The 20,674-nt window shown below is 50.4% G+C and carries 21 protein-coding genes; 8 read left to right on the plus strand and 13 right to left on the minus strand.

What is annotated here, in order from left to right:
- Positions 1 to 6 precede the first annotated feature (6 nt).
- Both C5S61_RS02620 and C5S61_RS02625 read left to right on the plus strand, forming a co-directional pair.
- Positions 7 to 1,008: an NAD(P)-dependent alcohol dehydrogenase gene (locus C5S61_RS02620; protein WP_110513564.1), complete on the plus strand. Its 1,002-nt coding sequence runs from the start codon at positions 7 to 9 to the stop codon at positions 1,006 to 1,008.
- Positions 1,005 to 1,967 carry an NAD(P)-dependent alcohol dehydrogenase gene (locus C5S61_RS02625; RefSeq protein ID WP_110513565.1) on the plus strand — a complete coding sequence of 321 codons (963 nt, stop codon included), beginning with the start codon at positions 1,005 to 1,007 and terminating at the stop codon, positions 1,965 to 1,967. Before C5S61_RS02620 ends, C5S61_RS02625 begins: the two co-directional genes overlap by 4 nt.
- Here C5S61_RS02625 and C5S61_RS02630 read toward each other — a convergent pair.
- Positions 1,964 to 3,649 carry an adenylate/guanylate cyclase domain-containing protein gene (locus C5S61_RS02630; RefSeq protein WP_110513566.1) on the minus strand — a complete coding sequence of 562 codons (1,686 nt, stop codon included), beginning with the start codon at positions 3,647 to 3,649 and terminating at the stop codon, positions 1,964 to 1,966. The two genes, C5S61_RS02625 and C5S61_RS02630, sit on opposite strands and share 4 nt — an antisense overlap.
- A gap of 229 nt (positions 3,650 to 3,878) precedes the next feature.
- Here C5S61_RS02630 and C5S61_RS02635 point away from each other — a divergent pair, with 229 nt between their 5' ends.
- Entirely contained in the window at positions 3,879 to 4,346 is a 468-nt protein-coding gene (locus C5S61_RS02635) for an NUDIX hydrolase (RefSeq protein WP_110513567.1), read from the plus strand.
- Here the strand turns inward: C5S61_RS02635 and C5S61_RS02640 are convergent.
- On the minus strand, positions 4,343 to 4,786 hold the full coding sequence (locus C5S61_RS02640; RefSeq protein ID WP_110513568.1) for a hypothetical protein: 444 nt from the start codon (positions 4,784 to 4,786) through the stop codon (positions 4,343 to 4,345). The genes C5S61_RS02635 and C5S61_RS02640 overlap by 4 nt on opposite strands.
- A gap of 474 nt (positions 4,787 to 5,260) precedes the next feature.
- Between C5S61_RS02640 and C5S61_RS02645 the strand changes: the two genes are divergently transcribed.
- From C5S61_RS02645 to C5S61_RS02660, 4 genes are all read left to right on the plus strand, one after another.
- Complete coding sequence (locus C5S61_RS02645) at positions 5,261 to 6,586, plus strand: FAD-dependent oxidoreductase (RefSeq protein WP_110513569.1); 1,326 nt, start codon at positions 5,261 to 5,263, stop codon at positions 6,584 to 6,586.
- 193 nt (positions 6,587 to 6,779) lie between these two features.
- Complete coding sequence (locus tag C5S61_RS02650) at positions 6,780 to 8,492, plus strand: formate--tetrahydrofolate ligase (protein ID WP_110513570.1); 1,713 nt, start codon at positions 6,780 to 6,782, stop codon at positions 8,490 to 8,492.
- A 124-nt stretch (positions 8,493 to 8,616) separates the two neighbouring features.
- Positions 8,617 to 8,997, plus strand: coding sequence for a hypothetical protein (locus C5S61_RS02655; RefSeq protein WP_110513571.1), 381 nt, complete (start codon positions 8,617 to 8,619; stop codon positions 8,995 to 8,997).
- Complete coding sequence (locus C5S61_RS02660; protein ID WP_110513572.1) at positions 8,994 to 9,215, plus strand: helix-turn-helix transcriptional regulator; 222 nt, start codon at positions 8,994 to 8,996, stop codon at positions 9,213 to 9,215. The genes C5S61_RS02655 and C5S61_RS02660 overlap by 4 nt, the downstream gene beginning before the upstream one ends.
- A 44-nt stretch (positions 9,216 to 9,259) precedes the next feature.
- Here the strand turns inward: C5S61_RS02660 and C5S61_RS02665 are convergent, their stop codons facing one another.
- Positions 9,260 to 9,877, minus strand: coding sequence for a TetR/AcrR family transcriptional regulator (locus tag C5S61_RS02665; protein WP_164689189.1), 618 nt, complete (start codon positions 9,875 to 9,877; stop codon positions 9,260 to 9,262).
- A gap of 681 nt (positions 9,878 to 10,558) precedes the next feature.
- Between C5S61_RS02665 and C5S61_RS02670 the strand changes: the two genes are divergently transcribed.
- Positions 10,559 to 11,308, plus strand: coding sequence for an SDR family NAD(P)-dependent oxidoreductase (locus C5S61_RS02670; RefSeq protein ID WP_110513574.1), 750 nt, complete (start codon positions 10,559 to 10,561; stop codon positions 11,306 to 11,308).
- 46 nt (positions 11,309 to 11,354) lie between these two features.
- On the opposite strand, the gene C5S61_RS02675 is transcribed toward C5S61_RS02670, so the two are convergent.
- The 10 genes from C5S61_RS02675 to C5S61_RS02720 all read right to left on the minus strand — a co-directional run bounded on the left by C5S61_RS02675 (position 11,355) and on the right by C5S61_RS02720 (position 20,662).
- Positions 11,355 to 13,058: a CotH kinase family protein gene (locus tag C5S61_RS02675; RefSeq protein WP_110513575.1), complete on the minus strand. Its 1,704-nt coding sequence runs from the start codon at positions 13,056 to 13,058 to the stop codon at positions 11,355 to 11,357.
- A 50-nt stretch (positions 13,059 to 13,108) separates the two neighbouring features.
- Positions 13,109 to 13,747 carry a DUF4956 domain-containing protein gene (locus C5S61_RS02680; protein WP_110513576.1) on the minus strand — a complete coding sequence of 213 codons (639 nt, stop codon included), beginning with the start codon at positions 13,745 to 13,747 and terminating at the stop codon, positions 13,109 to 13,111.
- Complete coding sequence (locus C5S61_RS02685) at positions 13,744 to 14,574, minus strand: polyphosphate polymerase domain-containing protein (RefSeq protein ID WP_110513577.1); 831 nt, start codon at positions 14,572 to 14,574, stop codon at positions 13,744 to 13,746. The genes C5S61_RS02680 and C5S61_RS02685 overlap by 4 nt, the downstream gene beginning before the upstream one ends.
- A gap of 219 nt (positions 14,575 to 14,793) precedes the next feature.
- On the minus strand, positions 14,794 to 15,099 hold the full coding sequence (locus C5S61_RS02690) for a hypothetical protein (protein ID WP_110513578.1): 306 nt from the start codon (positions 15,097 to 15,099) through the stop codon (positions 14,794 to 14,796).
- An 80-nt stretch (positions 15,100 to 15,179) separates the two neighbouring features.
- Complete coding sequence (locus tag C5S61_RS02695; protein ID WP_110513579.1) at positions 15,180 to 15,620, minus strand: PaaI family thioesterase; 441 nt, start codon at positions 15,618 to 15,620, stop codon at positions 15,180 to 15,182.
- A 91-nt stretch (positions 15,621 to 15,711) separates the two neighbouring features.
- Positions 15,712 to 16,974 (minus strand): MFS transporter, encoded by a 1,263-nt coding sequence (locus C5S61_RS02700; RefSeq protein WP_164689190.1) that lies wholly within the window; start codon positions 16,972 to 16,974, stop codon positions 15,712 to 15,714.
- A gap of 609 nt (positions 16,975 to 17,583) precedes the next feature.
- On the minus strand, positions 17,584 to 18,234 hold the full coding sequence (ureG, locus tag C5S61_RS02705) for an urease accessory protein UreG (RefSeq protein WP_110513581.1): 651 nt from the start codon (positions 18,232 to 18,234) through the stop codon (positions 17,584 to 17,586).
- Between the two features lie 13 nt (positions 18,235 to 18,247).
- Positions 18,248 to 19,957 (minus strand): urease subunit alpha, encoded by a 1,710-nt coding sequence (gene ureC / locus C5S61_RS02710; protein ID WP_110513582.1) that lies wholly within the window; start codon positions 19,955 to 19,957, stop codon positions 18,248 to 18,250.
- On the minus strand, positions 19,954 to 20,346 hold the full coding sequence (gene ureB, locus C5S61_RS02715) for an urease subunit beta (protein ID WP_110513583.1): 393 nt from the start codon (positions 20,344 to 20,346) through the stop codon (positions 19,954 to 19,956). Before ureB ends, ureC begins: the two co-directional genes overlap by 4 nt.
- A 13-nt stretch (positions 20,347 to 20,359) precedes the next feature.
- Positions 20,360 to 20,662: an urease subunit gamma gene (locus C5S61_RS02720; protein ID WP_110513584.1), complete on the minus strand. Its 303-nt coding sequence runs from the start codon at positions 20,660 to 20,662 to the stop codon at positions 20,360 to 20,362.
- Positions 20,663 to 20,674: the final 12 nt, after the last annotated feature.

Consider the following 20,674-nt stretch of genomic DNA (forward strand, 5'->3'; position numbering starts at 1 on the left):
TTTCCGATGCAAGCTATTATTTATCGTGACTATGGCACAGCCGATGTGTTGCAACTCAGCGAGGTAGCTCGCCCAACACCCGTCGACAATGAGGTGCTGATCAAGGTCTGTGTCAGTGCCTTAAACGCCGCCGATTGGCGTTTGATGCATGGCAAACCGCTGCTCATGCGGCTCATGACTGGGCTGTTCAAGCCCAAAAAAGGCACGCCCGGCACTGATGTCGCCGGAATCGTTGAGGCGGTAGGACGCAACGTTAGCCAATTTAAAGTAGGTGATGCCATTTTTGGCGATCTTGCTGGTTGCGGCGCTGGCGGCTTGGGTCAATATGTTTGTGCGCCCGAGCATGTTTTGGTGCTCAAGCCTGAGAATGTTGATTTTGAGCAAGCAGCAGCAGCACCGATGGCCGCCGTTACCGCGCTGCAAGGGTTGCGCCAAGGCCAGATCGCCGCTGGCCAAAACATCTTAATTTACGGCGCATCTGGTGGTATTGGCACGTTTGCGGTCCAACTTGCCAAGCATTTTGGGGCAACAGTCACGGCAGTTGCCAGCGCAAGCAAGCATGATTTGTTGCGTGAACTCGGTGCCGATAGCGTGCTGGATTACGCCAAACAAGATTTTGCCAGCAACGGCCAACGCTACGATTTAATTCTTGGGGTCAATGGCTATCGCTCAATCTTTGATTACAAACGCAGTTTAGCAGCCAAAGGCCGGTATGTGATGATTGGTGGCGAGATGCGCCAAATTTTCCAAGCCCTGATCGTAGGTAAATTGCTTTCGCTTGGCAGCCAACAACAGCTTAGTAATCTATTTGCCAAGCCAAACCAAACCGATCTGGCCAAAGTCGGCTCTTTGCTCGCCAATGGCGATATTAAAGCAGTCATCGATCGCCGCTACCCGCTCGCCGAAGCGCCAGCAGCCATGCGTTATCTCGAAGCAGGCCACGCCAAAGGCAAAATCTTGATCAATCTGCAAGCGTCAACTGAACAAAGCTTGGAGCAAACAGTATGAAAGCGATGCTATGTACTGGGTATGGTTCGCCTGACGTTTTGCAATTTGGTGAGGCCAGCAAACCAACGCCCAAGGCCAACGAGCTGCTCATTAAGGTTCAAGCAGCCAGCGTCACGCCCTCGGATTGCGCCTTTCGCAAAGGCGATCCCTTCGTCGTCAAGCTGATGTATGGCCTGCGCAAACCAAAATTTGCCATTCTGGGGGTTGAATTCGCGGGCACGGTCGAGGCAATTGGCCCAGCAGTTCAACGCTTCAAGGTTGGCGACCAAGTTTTTGGCATGAGTCCCAAAACATTTGGCAGCTATGGCGAATATTTGTGCCTCGCCGAAGATCAGCCAATTGCCAAGCAACCAAGCAACGTCAGCGCCGCCGAGGCTGTGGCAATCTGCGATGGCTCAACCACAGCATTACTCTTTTTACGTGATGTTGCCAAATTGCAAGCAGGCCAACACATCTTGATCAATGGCGCTTCGGGAGCAGTCGGAATCTACGCCATTCAATTGGCCAAATATTATGGCGCGACAGTTACCGCCGTATGCAGCGCTGCCAATCGCGAGCTGGTTAAGCAATACGGAGCCGACCATGTGATCGATTACACCAGCAGCGATTTTACCCAAAGCCAGCAACGCTACGCTGTGGTATTTGATGCAATTGGCAAAAGCACATATGGTCATTGCAAACGCTTGCTTACAGCCAACGGCATCTATTTAATGACCGTGCCAACTCTGAGCATTGTGCTGAACATGGCTTGGACAAGCCTTGGCAAGGGCAAAAAAGCCAAATTTGCCGCCACAGGCCTGAATCAAAAGCCAGCCAACCTTAACTTTTTGGCCGAATTAATTACTGCTGGTACGCTCAAAGCGGTGATTGATCGCCGCTATTGCTTGGCCGATTTAGCCGAAGCCCATCGTTATGTCGAAACAGGTCGCAAAAAAGGCAATGTGGTGATCGAAATTTAGCTATTCAAGGTCAATGGCACCAGCACGAGGCTTTTGGCGCTCTCAATCGAGTAGATCTCCAAGGGCTGCACGCGGCCACGGATCGGAATTTCGCTCAACATCAAATCCTGCAAATCCAAGCTGCTATGCTGCATCACGGCCCGCGAAACGACCAATTGGGTTTGCAAGGTTTTGGTGGCTTCTTCCAAACGGGCGGCAATATTCACCGCATCGCCAATTGCGGTCAGATGTTTAGCCCGTTTATAGCCCAAATCGCCCACAATCACATGGCCGCAATGAATGCCAATGCCCATGCGCAACGGCTCGCTCACATCGTGTTGCAAGCGCTGATTGAGCACATCGAGCTGATGCGCCATCGCTTGAGCCGCCGCAAGTGCATTATGACAAGCTTGCTCTAAAGTGCTTTCCAAGCCAAACAAGGCCATAATCCCATCGCCAATAAATTTATCGAGATAGCCGCCATTGGCCTCGATCACTTGGCCCATCGATTGAAAATATTGGTTGAGGATAAAAACCGTATCATAGGGCAATTTGCCCTCGGAGAGCGTCGTAAAGCCACGCAAATCAGCAAACATAATCACAATTTGCTTATCAGCGCCATGGCTAATCATGGTTGGCGTGCCAGGTTGGGTACGATCGTGGTGATGCAACAATGGCCGAACGACACAAGCGCCAGTAGGAATCGTTTGGCATGCTAAGCGAATATCGCCGCCAGCCCCAAAGCGCTTGAGCAGGCGTTGCTCGGTTTCGTTCGGCGGATTTAACGCTTTAGCCCCTTCGATAATTTCGATTCGGCAGGTGGAACAGCGCCCACGCCCGCCACAACTATGGGCATGCGGAATGCCATTAGCAAGGCTGGCTTCAAGCAAGCTCGTACCAGGTGCAATTGTTACCGTCGCAATGCCCTTATATTCCACCGAAATCAGATAATGCTTGCGCCGCAAACGCAGCACTACCGCTCGCCCACCGCCAAAGCCAACCAGCAATGCAAGATAACCAACTCCAAAGCTCGCCATAAAATTACTGGCAGCAGTCGCCACGTCAACATTGTTTGGGTTGGTAAATTCCATTGCGCGGAAAATCCATGCGGGGTCTTGTTTAAGCTGGTTTACCTCGCGATGAGCGACAATAATGCCAACCATGGCAAGCAAGGGAAGCATAATTTGGGCAATTAGCAAGGGCTGTTTAATGCGCCGAAACCACGGTTTATGCCATAAATAGCTCATCAAACCGAGGTTGCCATGCAACCAAACCACCACCAGCATCAAATACAGATCAAGCGCGATTGCAGGTTGGCCAAGCAGCACATAGCTATAGGTGTCGCGCACGCCATACGCCATCGTGGCATAACGAGTCACATAAATATGCGAGGTAATCAGCAAGGGCATGATTAAGCCCAAGCACAATTGCAGCCATTCGTTCCAATGCAAGCGCCGCCAATTGGTGATGGTCAGTAACTTATAGCTTACCAACAGCACATGCACCAGCAAACTTGCAGGCACAACCCAAAAAATCGCTGGATGTCGCCAAAACCCCAGAAAAAAGCGGCGCGCCGATTCCAAGGCTTCGAGGCCAAAGATTCCCCAAACATGGTTCAGCAGGTGGGTGGTAACATAGAGCAACAGCGCCAAACCAGCATGCAGCCGCAGGCGCGGAATCAGAGCTTGAAACGTGCGAGCCATGCAGCGAATCTCCGTAAAGCTACGAGTAGCCTGAGTATACCACCTATCTTGGTCGCTAGCTTAGTTCGCCCAAGCCCCATTTGTCCTATCCAAATGCTTAGCCTATAGGTTGTTAGCACTCACCCATAGGCTCAATGCCAGCAATGAGCGAACTATCAGCTACGCACCATTGTCGTAGGTATGTGCAATCAGCTATTGTTGCTCTAGAAGATTTAGGTAAGGAGCGTGTATGCAGCATATTCCACGCCATATCGTGACGGTTGCAGGCTGTGTGTTTAATCAGGCTGGCGAAATTTTATTGTTGCAAAGCCCACGCGGTGGCTGGGAGTTTCCGGGCGGGCAGGTTGAGGTTGGTGAGAGTTTGTCTCAAGCGCTCGCGCGTGAGATTTTTGAAGAAACGGGAGTTTATGCCACCCTTGAACGCTTGGTTGGCGTATCATCAAATTTGGCCTTGGGCAGCGTTAATCTTGATTTTCGCTGTGCGTATCAGGCTGGTCAATTAACCACCAGCGCAGAGAGTTTAGCAGTCGAATGGGTTGAACCAAGCCAAGCGCTTAACTTGGTTCAACGCCCATCAATTCGTGCCCGTTTGCTGACCATGCTCAATCCAAGCCAATCAGTCACCTATCGCGCCTACAGTGTAAGTTCGCGCGACCTTGAAGCTGTGTATGAGTTACATGCTGAGTATGCTTATTAATTGTTGCCAATCTCTTTTTCCGACATTGTATATAATCCAGGCTCCAAGCTTGGCTGGCCGCTTAGCAGCAAAAAACGTTCGAGATCATTATTCGTATCGCTAAACACCCGTTCGTAGTTATCGCCTATGATCCAAACAAATCCTTGTTGAACTCGAATTGTACGGGCTGGATTAATAGTCGTAACCACAAACCCTCGATTGCCCAAATTATCAAAGGCTTTTTTAGCCTCTACAGGTGTGAGTTGTTGAAGGAGCGTGAAAAATTCACTACGTTGGGTAGCTGACATGTGCCATGTTGGTGGGGGCATGCCAGCAGTCATATCAAGTTGCACAGTCACTGGATCAGTTTCCATTGCTGAGCCACTTTCAGATTGTTGAGAACAGCCAATCCAAACACTGCTAAGCCCAATGAGCAGGAACAATTTCGTTAACCAACGCATTGTAAGTATCCTGATAGCAATAGTTTAATCAATCCCATGATCTGGGCAAATAAGATCTAAAATTCTTCTTTAATGAGGATAGTACGAAGAGAAGAATGCTTTCTTAAATCAAGGTTATCGGCCAGTGGAATAACAAGAATGTTGATTTAAGCAGGAGTATGCTGTCGTTAATCAACTAATAAAGAAGTATTACAATGTTTTATGCTATTGATTATCCTAGCAATAAATTACATTGTAGGCTGTATGTTAATGTCGAAATAATTATTTGTCAAATTAAATTAATAAATATGATACCGTACGTCTAAAACCCAGTATTGAGCAAGTATAGCTCTATGATTTACTGGCTTCAGCCGAGCATTTAACCATTGCTCGCCACTCAAAGCGAGGCCTATTTCCTTCTCGCAGAAAGAAACTGTTAGTTTTTTGCGTCATAAAGCAGCATTAGCAAGTATCAAGCATCTTCAGGAGTGTGTTATGCAACGACAACAGGCGGTAGTAATCGGGGCCAGTATCGCAGGCCTAGTCGCAGCCCGGGCCTTAGCCAACCATTTTCAACATGTGATTATCGTCGAGCGCGATGGATTGAATGATGCAACTCAGCCCCGCAAGGGCGTACCCCAAGCCAACCATGTCCATATTTTATTAACTGGTGGGCTTAATGTGCTGCAACATTATTTCCCAAGTTTCACCAGCGATATGCATGCCGCTGGCGTGCCAGAGCTGAATTGGTCACGCGATTTGCGTTGGTTTCAAGCTGGCTCGTGGAAAACCCGCCAACCATGCAGTATTAGCTTTTATCCTCAAGCACGAGTTGATCTCGAAAGCCGAATTCGCGAGTATGTGCGCCAACATCCTAAGATTGAGTTTCGCAGCCAAACCAAGGTTGAACAGTTGTTGTTTGATGCCAGCAAAACCAGCGTAACTGGTGTGCTGGTGCGCCACGACGAGCAAACCAGCGAGCTTAACGCCGATCTCGTGGTTGATACAACTGGCCGTGGCTCGCGCACCAGCCAATGGCTCGAAGCTGCTGGTTATCAAACACCCGTCAAAGAAGTAATGCCAATCGATTTGGTCTATGTCAGCCAGATATTCAAAAAAACTGACACCACCCGAGATTGGCAATCCTTAGCCTGTCACCCATCAAAGGACTCGCCACGCGGGGCGATTATTGCGCCAATCGACGACGAGCATTGGATTGTGACCCTGTTTGGTTATCTCGGCCAGCACCCAACTCCCACCAATGAAGGCGTTTTGGAGTATGTCAAACAGCTGCCAATTCCCGATATTTATACCACTTTAGCCGAGGCAACTCCAGTCAGCGAGCCTATTCGTTTTGGCTATCCGCAGCAAGTCCTGCATCATTATGAAAAATTAAAACGTTTTCCCCAAGGATTTTTGGTGCTCGGCGATGCCTTATGTAGCGTTGACCCAGTGTTTGGCCAAGGCATGACCCTCGCCTGCAAAGAGGCCCATGCTTTAGATCAAGTGCTAGCTTCGGCCCAAGGCCAACAAGCTGCCACCGTAGCTCAAGCCTTTTTCAAACAGGCCCAGAAAATTATTGAAGTGCCATGGCTCATCACCCAAGCCGAAGCCTTACGCTTCAAAGGAATGCCAGGCTCGCGTAGCCCGAAAATTCGCTTTTTGCAATGGTATACCGAGCATGTGTTTTGGCTCAGCGCTCAATCAACCGAAATTTACCAAGCCTTTTTGGATGTGATGCATCTATTGGCAGGCCCAGAAGCGTTGCTCCGCCCCAAAGTTGTGCGCGGCGTGCTTGGGCGCATGTTCGGGCGAGCCTAAGCAGGTTGCGATTTGTAAACCTCGATCGATAAAAATAACTATAATTTAGCCAGCAAAACACCGCTACAATAGCCATGATGAGGGCAAAACGACCAAGCATTGGAGCGGTGGCTTTGCGTTAATCGCCAGCTATTGCATGCAATGGCAACCGCACCAACGGCGGTGCGGACAATTGATAAAGGACAGAGCGTTCATGAAAAGTAGTTTACAAATCGCTGCCGAGGCCTCACCCCGACCGATCGCCCAAATTGCCGAGGAACTTGCGATTGCTGAGCAATTTGTCGAGCCATATGGGCGTTATCGCGCCAAAATCAACCTTGATCTGCTTGATACAAGCCACGATCGGCCTCGCGGCAAGCAGATTTTAGTAACCGCCATGACTCCAACCCCGCTTGGTGAGGGCAAAACTGCAACCACCATTGGCCTGAGCATGGCATTAAATCGCTTGGGCAAACGCGCCATCTGCACGTTGCGCCAAAGCTCGCTTGGCCCAGTCTTTGGCATCAAGGGCGGCGGCTCTGGTGGCGGCTATTCGCAAGTTATCCCCTTGGAAGATAGCTTGATGCATTTGACTGGCGATATTCACGCCGTCACCCAAGCCCACAACCAAATCGCCGCCATGACCGACAATAGTTGGTATCAGAAAAATCCACTTGGCATCGACCCCGAGCAAATTCAGATTCGGCGGGTGCTTGATGTTAACGATCGCTTTTTACGATCAATCACGATTGGCCAAGGTGGGGCACAGCATGGCATTCCGCGCCAAACTGGCTTTGACATTACCGCCGCCAGCGAATTAATGGCCATTTTGGCCTTGGTGAGCGGCGAAACTCACGCCGCTGTGGTGCGCGATTTACGCCAACGCATCGGACGCATGGTCGTGGCATTCAATCGCCGAGGCCAACCGATCACTGCCGATGACATTCGGGCAGCAGGCGCAGCGACGGTCATTCTGCGCAACGCAATTCACCCAACGCTGATGCAAACGATTGAAAACACGCCAGTATTGATGCATGGCGGGCCGTTTGCCAACATCGCCCATGGCAACGCCAGCGTGGTTGCCGACCAAGTTGGGCTGCGGATCGCCGATTATGTGGTAACCGAAGCTGGTTTTGCTATGGATATGGGCGGCGAAAAATTCTTCGATATTAAGTGCCGTGCCTTTGATGCCAAACCTGCCGTGGTGGTCTTGGTGGCCACAATTCGCGCACTCAAAGCTCACAGCGGGCGCTGGAACATCAAGCCAGGTCGGCCATTACCAGCAGATTTGCTGCAAGAAAACCCCGATGCCGTGTATGCTGGCGGCGCAAATCTCCAAAAACACATTCGCAACGCCCAATTATTCGGCTTGCCAGTTGTGGTTGCGCTCAATGCCTTCCCCGATGATCATCCCTCAGAAATTGAGGCAGTGCGGGAAATTGCTATGAGTGCAGGCGCATTCGATGTGGCGGTGAGCACAGTATTTAGCCAAGGCGGCGCTGGTGGCGAAGCACTAGCCGAAAAAGTGCTGGCAGCAATTGAGCAAGCAGGCCAAGCCCAATTCTTATATGAGCTTGAGCAACCATTAACCGCCAAAATTGCCAGCATCGCCACGAATATCTATGGGGCGGCTGAGGTCAGCTACAGCCCTGAGGCCAGCGAACAATTGGCCAAGCTCGAAGCCAATGGCTTTGGCAATTTGCCAATTTGTATGGCCAAAACCCATCTTAGCATCAGCCATGATCCGGCGCTCAAAGGCGCACCAAGCGATTATATATTTCCAATTCGCGAGGTACGTGCAAGCATTGGCGCTGGCTTTATCTACCCAATTGCTGGCGATATGATGACCATGCCCGGCCTTAGCGCCCACCCTGCTGCCGAAAACATTGATATTGATGAGCACGGCCAGACCATTGGTTTATTCTAAGCTCATGTCAATGGTTAATGTCTTTTTGTAAAGCAGACATTTCTTTTTGTAAAGCATGCTTGACTTAAACAAACAATGGGTTTATACTCACGCCAGTTCAATGATTAGTCAAGGATGCTTTACAATGAAAGCTCAATCAACAGCAATTCGCCAATTGATTATCGCGTTCGTGTTGTTTCCAATTTTGTTGATGACGGTGATTCTGATTGTGCCAAACCTGCCCGAATCGCCATGGCGCGCAGCGCTAGCAATCGTGCCGTTGGTGCCAGTGGGGCTTGGCATTCAAGCTATGTATCGGGCAATCAGCAGCATGGATGAATTTCAACGCCATGTTCAATTGCTGGCCTTTGCCTTTGCCGTGGGTGCTACTGGTTTTATTAGCTGCGCTTATGGCTTGCTGCAAGTGTTGGTCAATGTACCGCAAATTTCGTGGCTGTGGGTTTTGCCACTTTTGACAACCTGTTGGAGTTTTGGCTTAGCCTTCGCTAACCGGAGCTATCAATGAAAAATCGTTTGCGAGTCTTACGCGCCGAGCGCGATTGGTCACAAGCAGATTTGGCTCAAGCCTTGGGAGTCTCCCGCCAAACCGTCAATGCACTTGAAACCGGCAAATATGACCCTAGCTTGCCGCTGGCCTTCAAAATAGCCGATCTGTTTGAGCTGGCGATCGAGCAAATTTTCGAGCGCCCTAGCGCCGATAATCAATCAGCAAGCAACGATTAAACCTGCTACGGCATGCTTCAAAATAAGCATGCCGTATGCGAGTTTTAGGCTACCAACAATCCCTGCAAGCCGCGTAAAAACAGCTCAACCGAGCGCTCTAGTTCTGCATGCGTTGCCCCATTGACCCGTTGAATCGATAAGCCATTGGAAAAGGCCATAATCGTGCGCGCCAGATCCGCTGCATCAACCTTCTCGGCCAGTTGGCCTGCCTGCGCTGCTTGCGCCAACCGCTCACGAATTAGGCTTTCTTGGCTGAGGCGTTGGTCAACCACAGCCTGGTAAATTGGCGCAGTTGTATCATTGCAGACCGGCACGCCGCGAATTAACAAGCAGCCAGCAGGCACGCTCGGGTTGGTAATTTGGCGAATGTTGATCCGCAGCAATTGCTCAAGCGCCGGATAAATCTCAGCATGATCCAACGCCGCCTGAATCGAAGGCATACTCAGCTCGTGATAACGTGCCAACACTTCGCGAAAAAGGCTCTCTTTATTGCCAAACGCCGCATACAAACTGGGCCGATTAATCCCCATCGCTTCGGTTAAATCGCTGAGCGAAGCACCTTCATAGCCCAAACGCCAAAAGACATTTAACGCTTGAAATAAGGCTTCATCGCGATCAAAGGCCCGCGGTCGCCCAACTTTTTGTTCTGTTATTGCACTCATCATTGCTAACCAATCTAGTCTGGATTGACCATAACGATCATACGTCAAACAGCGTTATAACACAAGCCAATATAAAAGGATGAAGGATGAAGGATGAGGGATGAAGAACAGAGAGCATAGAACATAATGAAAGGATGAAGGCAAAAAGAACAGAGAGCATAGAGCATAGAACATAGTGAAAGGATGAAGGATGAGGGATGAACGCAAAAAGAGCATAGAGCATAGAACATAGTGAAAGGATGAAGGATGAGGGATGAACGCAAAAGTCAGAAGTCAGAAGTCAAAAAAGGATCAGGCTCTAGGCTATGGGCTATCGGAACATTTATTCGGGCAATTCGGGCAATTCGTGGCTAAAAGAAACCCAATCTGCGTCAATCTGTGCCAATCTGTGGCGAAAAAGGGACGATGGCTATAGGCTATGGGCTATGGGCTATCGGAACATTTATTCGGGCAATTCGGGCAATTCGTGGCTAAAAGAAACCCAATCTGCGTCAATCTGTGCCAATCTGTGGCTAAAATCGTTCTTCGTGCGCTTCGTGGATCAAAAACTTACCCTTCGTGCGCTTCATGGATCAAATTAGGGCTTGACAAATCTCAGTACTTTCTATATAGTACCGATCAGTACAAAATATATGTACTTATCGGTACTATATTATTTTTATTGATTTTGGAAGGAAGCCCATGAGCAAGCCATTAGCCGGAAAAGTTGCCTTGGTCACTGGTGGTTCACGCGGAATTGGCGCAGCCAGCGCGGTTGCCTTGGCCGAACAAGGCGCAGACGTTGCGATTAGTTATGTCGCCTCGGCCAGCAAAGCAGAAGCGGTAGTCGAACAATTACAAGCGCTTGGCGTTAAGGCCGCAGCCTTCCACGCCGACCAAGCAGATAGCGACCAAGTGGCCAGTTTGGTCAATAACGTTGTGGCGCATTTTGGCAAGCTCGATATTTTGGTCAATAACGCTGGCGTGTTTCAGGGCGCAGTATTAAGCGACCCAAACACCGATGTTGAAGCGATTGAGCATATGTTTGCAGTCAATGTGAAAGGTGTTGCCACCGCCGTGCGCACGGCAACACCCTTGTTGCAAGATGGCGGGCGAATTATTTCGATTGGCTCGGTGGCCGCTGATGGCTCACCATTTGCCGGTCTAGCCGATTATTCAGCCTCGAAAGCGGCAGTTGCCAGCTACACCCGCGCATGGGCCCGCGAGCTAGGCCAACGCGGCATCACGGTTAATAATGTGCAACCAGGCCCAATCGACACCGATATGGGTCCCGGCGATAGCCCAATGCTGGAAGTATTTACTCAAGCAATTGCGCTCAAACGCTTGGGCAAGGCCGAAGAAGTTGGCGCAACCGTGGCCTTCTTGGCCAGCCCAGCCGCCGCCTTTATCACTGGAGCGACGATCAACGTTGATGGCGGCTTAAGCGCCTAAACGACCAAGGCCTGTGAGTTCATTCCAAACTCACAGGCCTTTATTTTTATTGGGTAGCCAAGAAGGTCTTCAAATCGCTGCTGCGGGTGCGAATCCGCTCCATGAGGCTTGTAACAGCGGCGTTATACTCATCAACGCTGGTTTTTTGAATCGCGCTTGGGCTGATCGTCGCGGCTAGGGCTGTATATTTTTGCACCAAGGCCTCTGCATCAAATTGGCTGCTGGTTTCGCGCAGCGCCGCAATATAAGCCGTATAGTAGGTCGGATCATCAAGCAAGTAGCGAATCAAGGGCCAATCGCTGGTTACGCTGGCTTTATCAAAGGTATTGTTTTGACCACCAAAGCCACCGCCAGGCCCGCGCATCTCGCCGCCATTGGCTGGCCGATTAGGGTTATTGGGCAGAGCTTGGTTGTTGCCATTGGCTGGTTGATTGGGATTATTCTGCATCCCAGCAGGCGCTTGATTGCGACCGCCACCCATACTCGCCCCTAACACAAAATTATGATCCCACGAAACCCACGTCAATTTGCCAGTGGCTGGGTTATTGTAAAGATAATAATTATGGGTCATAGCCCCGTAGGTATCCCAATGCTCCAGCAAGGTGCTCACGCCAAGCCATTTCAGAAAGCTTGGCACATCAAACACGGCCTCTAGTTTGGCTCGCCACGCCGCAGGATTGCTGGTGCGTTCACTTGAATGCAGCACATCGTAGAGCGCTTCAACATCGGCCCAGCCAGTGGTATCGTTATTTTCCTTCTGAAAACTTTCCTGAATTGCAGCCTTGCTGCCTTCGGCCAAACTGGCGGCGCTGCCATCGCCTTCGTAGATATTGCCGCTATCGTCGCCAAAAACGCGAGCAATTGCCGTATCGTCGATCACCTCAACGGCTGTGTACAGGCCCAAGCTTTCAACGCCGTTGACATGATCAAGCAGCACTTCATAGGTCGCAGTTTCAGCTGCGGGCAAGCCCATTTGGGCAAAGAGATCGTAGGCAATCGTTTCGCGCATGGCAGTCAGATCGCCTAAATTATTTGCCAGCGCCAATTGTTTGAAGCCATAAAAGCGTTGGTTATCAATGTCGGGATAGGTTTTTTCAAATTGATCAAAATCGAGCTTGAAGGGCAAGTTGCTTTGCTGGCTATTCCAAGCGTTCATCAACGAAGAATTGCCTTTGTAGCGCACGCCAACATTCGTCCATGTTTGGCCTTCAAAACTCAGCGTTGCCGTTACCAACATCGGGTTTTCAGTCACCAAATCGCCCATATTTGGCATGCCACCGGGCATGCGTTGGGTATCAGTAAATACGCCACTGGGGAAACCACCAGGCATGCCATTGGTATCGGTAAATACGCCACCGGGGAAACCACCAGGCATGCCATTGGTATCGGTAAACGCACCAACTGGGCGCATTGGCAAGCCATTGGTATCGGTAAACACGCCGCCAGGAAAACCGCCACCCATCTGACGGCTACCAGGCTCGCCAAAAAGCTCGGTCATATTCGCTTGCATGGCTTGCCACGAAGCCGAATCGATCGTAATGGTTAGTTGATTGACCGCATTTTGCGGAAAAACCACAGCATAATTTGGTTCGGCACTCTCGCCGTGCGACGCTTCATTCCAGCCAGCAGGCCGCGTCACGCCCGCAACAACGGTCGCTTCAGCAGGCACAACGGTCGCAGTGCTCGAAGCCGTACATGCCGCCAAGTTTAATCCAACTGCCACCAAACACAACCAGCGCCAAAATTTCATAGCAACCTCATAATTTTGCAAATTAAAGAAAGCCAGTAGCCGAATTCTGCTTAGGGCAATTGATGCTGATCGCGCAACACACGGGCATTGGTGGGCTTATGCTTAGCGCTCAAGCGTGGCGTTTCATCGTAGAAAATTTTCAAATCGGCCATATCGTGCAATAAATCGATGCGGCCAATTTCAACCCGTTTGACTGGAATGCCAGTCCGTTGGCGTAAATCGGCGAGCAATTCCTCGGAGCGAGCATCACCAATCAGCTCAATTTTGTCGTAGGCGACACGCTTGTTGGCTTCAAACTGAAAGCCCCAGCCTTTTTCGAGCACAAACAAAATCACCAAAATCACAGCGTTGGCGATGCCAATTTGCAGCAAACTGCCGCTGTGCATCAGCGAATTCATCACGCCCAAGGCAATCAAAATAAACAAATAGGTCATTTCGCGAATTGGAATCTCGTCGGTGCGATAGCGCAGCAGCGAGAAAATCGCAAACAGGCCAAAGCCAACGCCCACGCCCACTTCAACGCTGGTTAGAAAGCCCAGCACAAAGTAGATGATCATATTGAAGCCAATAAAGGTAAAAACGAAATTTTTATCTTGGGTGACGGGGTAATACACACCGCGCACAATCAGCAGTGTTACGAATAAATTAAAGCCCGCACCGAGCAAAAATTGAGTTAATTCGCTTGTCATTGAGCATACTCCATCAAGCTATGCAAATAGCGTAAGGTTGGTTTGAAGCTGTTGCGTGGCAATTCTGGGTAGAGCAAGGCTGCGCCGCTGCAATATTTGCTCATGCCAATCGTGTGCAAATGTTGGCCACGAATGCCTTGAATAAAGGGCGAACTGCGATTAATGCCAGCTTGTTTGACTTCGGCAATCACTACGCCCGTCAGCTCAACGCTGTGCAGATGGGCCTGAAAGTGGATGCCAAGATCAAGGGTTACGCGCTCTTGTTCGGCAATATTCACCAAGGTGATGCGGCTAAAATCGTTGGTCAGCGTTGGCTGCAATAAGCCCACATCGAACGGCACAAGCTGTTGCACAAAGGCTTTGCTGGCTGGAGTTAGGGTTTCCAAGCCAATTGGCGTTGGCATTCGATGCTTGATCGTGCGATATTTATTAATTTTGTGCTTTACTTCGAGAAAATAATGCTGCGTATCAAGATAAGTGCGGCTGCGCACTTTATAGCGATTGCGACCCCCAGCATGATGCCGACGATAGAGCGCAAAATCAGCAGTATCGAAATAGCGCGTATGATAGCGATGCATGCGCCGCCCAGCAATTTCCAGCACCCGATAATCCGCCACTAAAGCGGGCAAGATTGCGGTTAATTGCTGAATTGCGCACACATATTTGCTATCGGTGCGATTCAGCAAGGCCACCGAATCCATCTGTTGCAAACTAATTGGCGTAAATTCAGCCAAGTGTGGTTCAAGCGCCGATTGCGGTAGTTCGCACACTGGCGTTGGCTCAGTTGGCCAGATCAGGGTTGGTTGATAGCGCAGTTGTTGCAGCATAAGCTCATTCCTTCGCACGCCGCAACGCCAAAAGCGATCGGCAATCTGTGTTAGCTTCTGGTTAAGAGTGTAGCGAGCAATTGTTATAAAACTGTTAGGATCTGGCGTGCTTGCTATGAGGATTTAGGTCGAGGTGATACGCAAAAGCCCCTCGCCCGCGTGGCAGGCAAGGGGTTGGGGTGAGGGAATTTACTTAGGCCAATTGAGCAATTACAAGAATTATTCGGCGTTCCAGCCGAGGGCAATTAATTTTTCGCGGGCAATTTGGCGTTCTGCATCGGTAAATAATTCAGCATATTCAGGTTTGAGAATAATTGCTTCTGCAGAAGTATTGAGCAAACCGAGCAAGCAAAGCTGTTGCAAGCCACTGCTAATATCGGGATCTGACACCAGTCTTTTGGCAGCAGGAATTGCGCCTAGCTCTTCCAGCATACGCAAATAATAGGTCGCCTTATAGCCTTGTTTTGCTGCCAAACGATAGCCATCAAGCATTTCTTGGAGAAATTGGGCTTCAAGATTACTCATGAGAACGATCCTCCAACATGATTCTGGTGCTAAATTAATCCTGATCGCAAGTAAGTTAATACCTTTGATTGGTCAATTGATTAATAGCCTTCGGCAATTTGCTCGGAGAGCGTGGCGCGCAATTCTGGCGAAACCCGCATATACAAGCCGGTTGCTTCGGCCACAATCGTGCCATCGGGCAATTGAGCAAAGCCCTCGACTTCGAGCGCCCGTCCACGATCGCGCACGATGCTGCCAGTAAAGGTAATTTCTTGGTCAATTGGGGCTGGCTGCCGATAGCGCACTTCAAAACGGCCAGTCATCGTCCAGGCATCGATCAAAAAGCCAACCCGGCCTAAGGTTTCATCAAGAATCGTCGCAATGATTCCGCCATGGACAAAGCCCGGCCAGCCTTGATGGAGCGAGGTGGAAGTAAAACGCGTCACAACCCGATTTTCTTCCTCGAAGAAATCTAATTGCAAGCCGCTAGGGTTATTTTTACCACAGACAAAACATGCCTGCGAATCTAATTGGCGATTCATGGATGCTCCTTTTGCAAATATAGCCGATTATAGCGCAAAAAAACCACGACTCGCCGTGAGCCGTGGTTGGTGTTTATCTGTTAGTGGGCAATTAATTTAATTGGCGGACAGCAGGATGGAAGCTAAATAAGGTCGTCATAACCAGCATAATTGTGCCACAGGCAACAAACAAGGCTGGTGCACCAAATTGGTCAGCAATGATCCCCGCCAAGCCATAGCCAATTGGCAACAACGAAACTGAACCAAGCAAGTCGATGCTGGCAACCCGTCCAAGTTGTTCGCGCTCAACCATTTCTTGCATGGTATGCGTCCAAATCAAACCAAAGGTTGCAATCCCAATCCCGCGGAATACCAACACGCCCAGCAAGGCAGCCAAAGCGATAGTGCTGCCAAGGATACCAACATTAAAGCCAATTATGCCAACGAGCAAGGTTGCTAAGCCAGCCAATAATAAGGCCCCATAGCCCATCAGCCCACGGCGGCGTAAACGATTGCCTTTGCTCAGCCAAATTGAGGCCGAAACCGCACCCAAGGCAATGCTGGCATGCGCCCAGCCAAGCCGTTCACTCGGCAACAGCAAAAACTTATTGATCAAGATAGGTAAGGCGGTTTGGGCTGGGGCAGCCAAGGTCATGTTGGCCAACGACGAAAGAATAATCGTCATCCACAACCAAGGATTCATGCTGACCGTTCTCAGGCCCGCACCAACATCTTTCAAGATACCGCTTGAGCGTTTGGCTTTCGCGCGGCTCGCATCAGTTGAGAGCAGCGGAATTAAGCACAAGCCCGAAACCAAAAACGAGAAACTGTTGAATAAAAATGCGGTTGGTGCGCCGCCAATGCCCACAATCAAGGAGGCAATCAATGGCCCTAAAATCAAGGTCATTTGGGCACTCAAAGCCGTTAGCGAGTTGGCTCCCGGCAGCGATTCAGCAGGCACTACATCGGGCACTAAGGCACTATAGGCTGGCTGAAAAAACGAATCAAAGAAGCCAAACGAGATACTCGCCGCATAAATATGCCAAAGTTGTAAGGTATTCGTTAGGGCCAGAATCCCAACGCCACCAACAATCAAGGCACGCAACATATCGGAGCTAAACATCAGCCAACCACGCGAAAAGCGATCAACCGCCGCCCCGCCAAGCAGCGAGAAGATGATCATCGGCGCAAATGAACAGATTAACACAATCCCCATTTTGGTAGCAGAACCAGTGTGCTCCAAAACCCACAGCGAGAGCGCAACCTGATACATGGTATCGCCCAAACGCGAAATCGTTTGCCCCGTCCAAAGCATTGCAAACAAGCGTTGTTGTAAGGGCCGAAATAAACCGTTCTCCGAGGTACTTGAGGTCATGCTTCCTCCTACAATTTCGCGCAAGGCTGAGCAACCTCCCCACATTTGGCTTGCTCAGCTTAAATCGTGTGCAATCGTGTGCATGGGAGTTTCAGCGTGGAACCCTTAGCCCAACAATCTTGAAGTTATGAGTACGCTGCGCGGATGCTGAGCATTTGTAAGCATTCGCGGGCATTCGTTGCAAGCATTGGCGCTGAAAGCAGTTATCGGCGTGGATGGCTGTTCTCTCTGGCCTGCTAGACTGTAAATCAGCAGTTGGAATGTAGGCTATGATCGCGAGGCAAATTATACCAATTTTTAACTTTTTCTGCAAGATGCTTTTTTATGCCTGCATGGTATAGTCAGGCAGCAGATTAAAGAGGAAGTTTTTGTTCAGAAATTGAGCTTAATTACAATCAGGATTATGTTAACATATCACCACAAACGGTAGCAGCTTACAATCAACATTCGGCTTCAAGCAGCAGTTAATTGATCAGCCCTGATTGAATCGCTCAAGCTGGTTGCATGCATACCCCAGCGCAGGATCAAGCATTGCCAGCCTGAATGGTCGGCAGAGGATGAGGATTGAGGCAGCACTAGGCTCCATTGGACTGGTGCTGCCTGTAAAGCCTAGTGATGGTGATGATGATCGTGAATGTGAATTGGCTCAGGCCGTGGCGCTGCATACACCTGATCAATCCACGCAATTACCTGATCTAAGCCAGTTTCAGCTTTGAGGTTGGTAAAAACGAGCGGTAATTCGCCACGCATCTGCTTGGCATCGTGATCCATCACCTCTAACGATGCGCCAACCAACTCAGCCAGATCAATTTTGTTGATCACCAATAAATCGGAGCGCGTCACGCCTGGGCCACCTTTGCGCGGCACTTTATCGCCGCCAGCCACATCGATGACATAAATCCAATAATCGACCAACTCTGGGCTAAACGAGGCCGCCAGATTATCGCCGCCGCTCTCAACAAACACAATTTGCAAGTCGGGCAGGGTTGCACACAAATCGGCAATCGCTTCGAGGTTCATCGAGGCATCGTCGCGAATCGCCGAGTGTGGGCAGCCGCCAGTTTCCACGCCACGCACCCGCTCGGCAGGCAATACACCTTGGCGCAGCAAAAATTCTGCATCTTCTTTGGTGTAAATATCGTTGGTAACCACTGCTACCGAGTAGCGCTTGGTCAGATGCACGCTCAAACAATGGGCTAAAGCTGTTTTGCCACTGCCCACTGGGCCGGCAATCCCAACTCGCAACAGGTGTTCCTGCATAGATTCCTCGCAGTTAGAATAAAAAATAGCGCTGAGCCAAGGGCAAACTGCTGGCTGGCTCGCAGGTCAACAATTCGCCATCAGCGCGTACAGCATAGGTTTCAGGGTCAACTTCAATCAGCGGCGTGGCATTGTTGTGAATGAGATCGGCTTTTTGGACACTACGGCAACCACGCACAGCGGCAGTTGTTTTTTGCAAGCCCAATTGTTGGCCAAGGCCTGCTTGCTGAGCAGCAGCCGAAACAAAGGTAAGGCTTGTTGCGCCAATCGCCCCGCCAAACGCTCCAAACATCGGGCGATAGAGCACTGGTTGCGGCGTGGGAATCGAGGCATTGGCATCGCCCATGGCATTCCAAGCAATCATGCCACCTTTGACAATTAGCTCTGGTTTTACGCCAAAAAAGGCTGGCTGCCACAACACCAAATCAGCCAATTTGCCCGGCTCAATCGAGCCAACCTCGTGAGCAATGCCATGGGCCAAGGCCGGATTGATGGTGTATTTGGCAATGTAGCGCTTGACCCGCTGATTATCGTTGCGTGCAGAATCACCAAGCAACGCGCCGCGTTGAACTTTCATTTTGTGAGCAGTTTGCCAAGTGCGGGTCACAACTTCGCCAACCCGCCCCATCGCCTGCGAATCGCTCGAAATCATGCTAATTACGCCGAGATCGTGCAAAATATCTTCGGCGGCGATCGTTTCTGGCCGAATGCGGCTTTCAGCAAAGGCCACATCTTCGGGCACTTGGGGGTTGAGGTGATGGCAAACCATCAACATATCAAGGTGTTCGGCAATCGTGTTGACGGTATACGGGCGGGTAGGATTGGTTGACGAGGGCAGCACATAGCTTTCGCCAGCAATTTTGATAATATCTGGGGCATGGCCACCGCCCGCGCCCTCAGTATGATAGGTGTGGATGGTGCGGCCAGCAATCGCCCGCAGCGTATCTTCTAAAAAGCCAGCTTCGTTGATCGTGTCGGTGTGAATTGCCACTTGCACATCGTATTGGTCGGCTACGCTCAGGCACATATCGATTGCGGCAGGCGTTGTACCCCAATCTTCGTGCAATTTCAAGCCACACGCGCCAGCCTGAATTTGCTGAATCAACGATTCTGGCTGGGCAGCGTTGCCTTTGCCCAAAAAGCCAATATTGACCGGCCAAGCATCGGCGGCTTGCAGCATGCGCGCCATATTCCAAACACCTGGCGTGCAGGTCGTCGCCTTTGTGCCTGTGGCAGGGCCAGTGCCACCACCAAGCATGGTCGTCACACCATTCGAAAGCGCTTCGGAAATTTGGCCTGGCGCAATAAAGTGAATGTGGCTATCGATTCCGCCAGCAGTGACGATCATGTGCTCGCCAGCAATAACCTCGGTGTTGGCTCCAACCACCAATTCTGGGTCAACGCCGGCCATGGTATCGGGATTGCCAGCCTTGCCAACTTTGACAATTCGGCCTTGTTTGATGCCAATATCGCCTTTGACAATGCCCCAATGATCAATAATGATCGCGTTGGTAATGACCAGATCAAGCACAGCGTGGGCGCTACTGCTTTGGCCCATGCCATCGCGAATCACTTTGCCGCCGCCAAAGGTAATTTCATCACCATAGTGGGCAAAATCGTGCTCAATCTCGATAATTAATTCTGTATCGGCCAAACGCAGGCGGTCGCCTTTGGTCGGCCCATATAAATCGGCATAGGTTTGGCGCGGAATCCAGAGGCTCATTCCAAATCTCCTTGAGGACGATGGCCAAACTGCTGCTGCTGGGCAGTGCGTAGGCTCGTTTGCAATTGATCAGCTGCATCTAACGCCCCATTGACCAAGCCATTGTGGCCATAGACATGGCGTGAGCCAGCAAACGCCACCAGATTAACGATTTTGCTATCGCCTGGCTCGAAGCGCACCGCCGTGCCTGCCGGAATATTGAGATGCATACCATACGCAAGGCTGCGATCAAACACTAAAGCCCGATTGACTTCGAAAAAGTGATAGTGGCTGCCAACCTGAATTGGCCGATCGCCAGTGTGGGCAACGATAATTTCGCAAGTTGAACGGCCAAGATTAGCGGCAATTGCCTCGCTTGGTTGATCGATTAAATATTCGCCTGGCTGCATTTGCGGCTCCTGTTTAACGAATTGGGTCGTGCACGGTCACAAGTTTGGTGCCATCGGGAAAGGTTGCCTCCACTTGCACCTCGTGAATCATCGTGGCAACGCCATCCATCACATCATCAACGCTCAAAATCGTCGTGCCATAGCTCATAATTTCGGCCACGCTTTTGCCATCGCGGGCGGCTTCCAACAATTCGGCGGTGATAATCGCCACCGCTTCGGGGTAATTTAGTTTGAGGCCACGCGCCTGACGACGACGCGCCAAATCGGCGGCCACCACAATCAGCAATTTTTCCTGTTCACGCGGAGTTAAATGCATTGGTTAAGCCTC

Origin of the sequence: Herpetosiphon llansteffanensis, from assembly GCF_003205875.1 — a bacterium.
Classification (GTDB): Bacteria; Chloroflexota; Chloroflexia; order Chloroflexales; family Herpetosiphonaceae; genus Herpetosiphon; species Herpetosiphon llansteffanensis.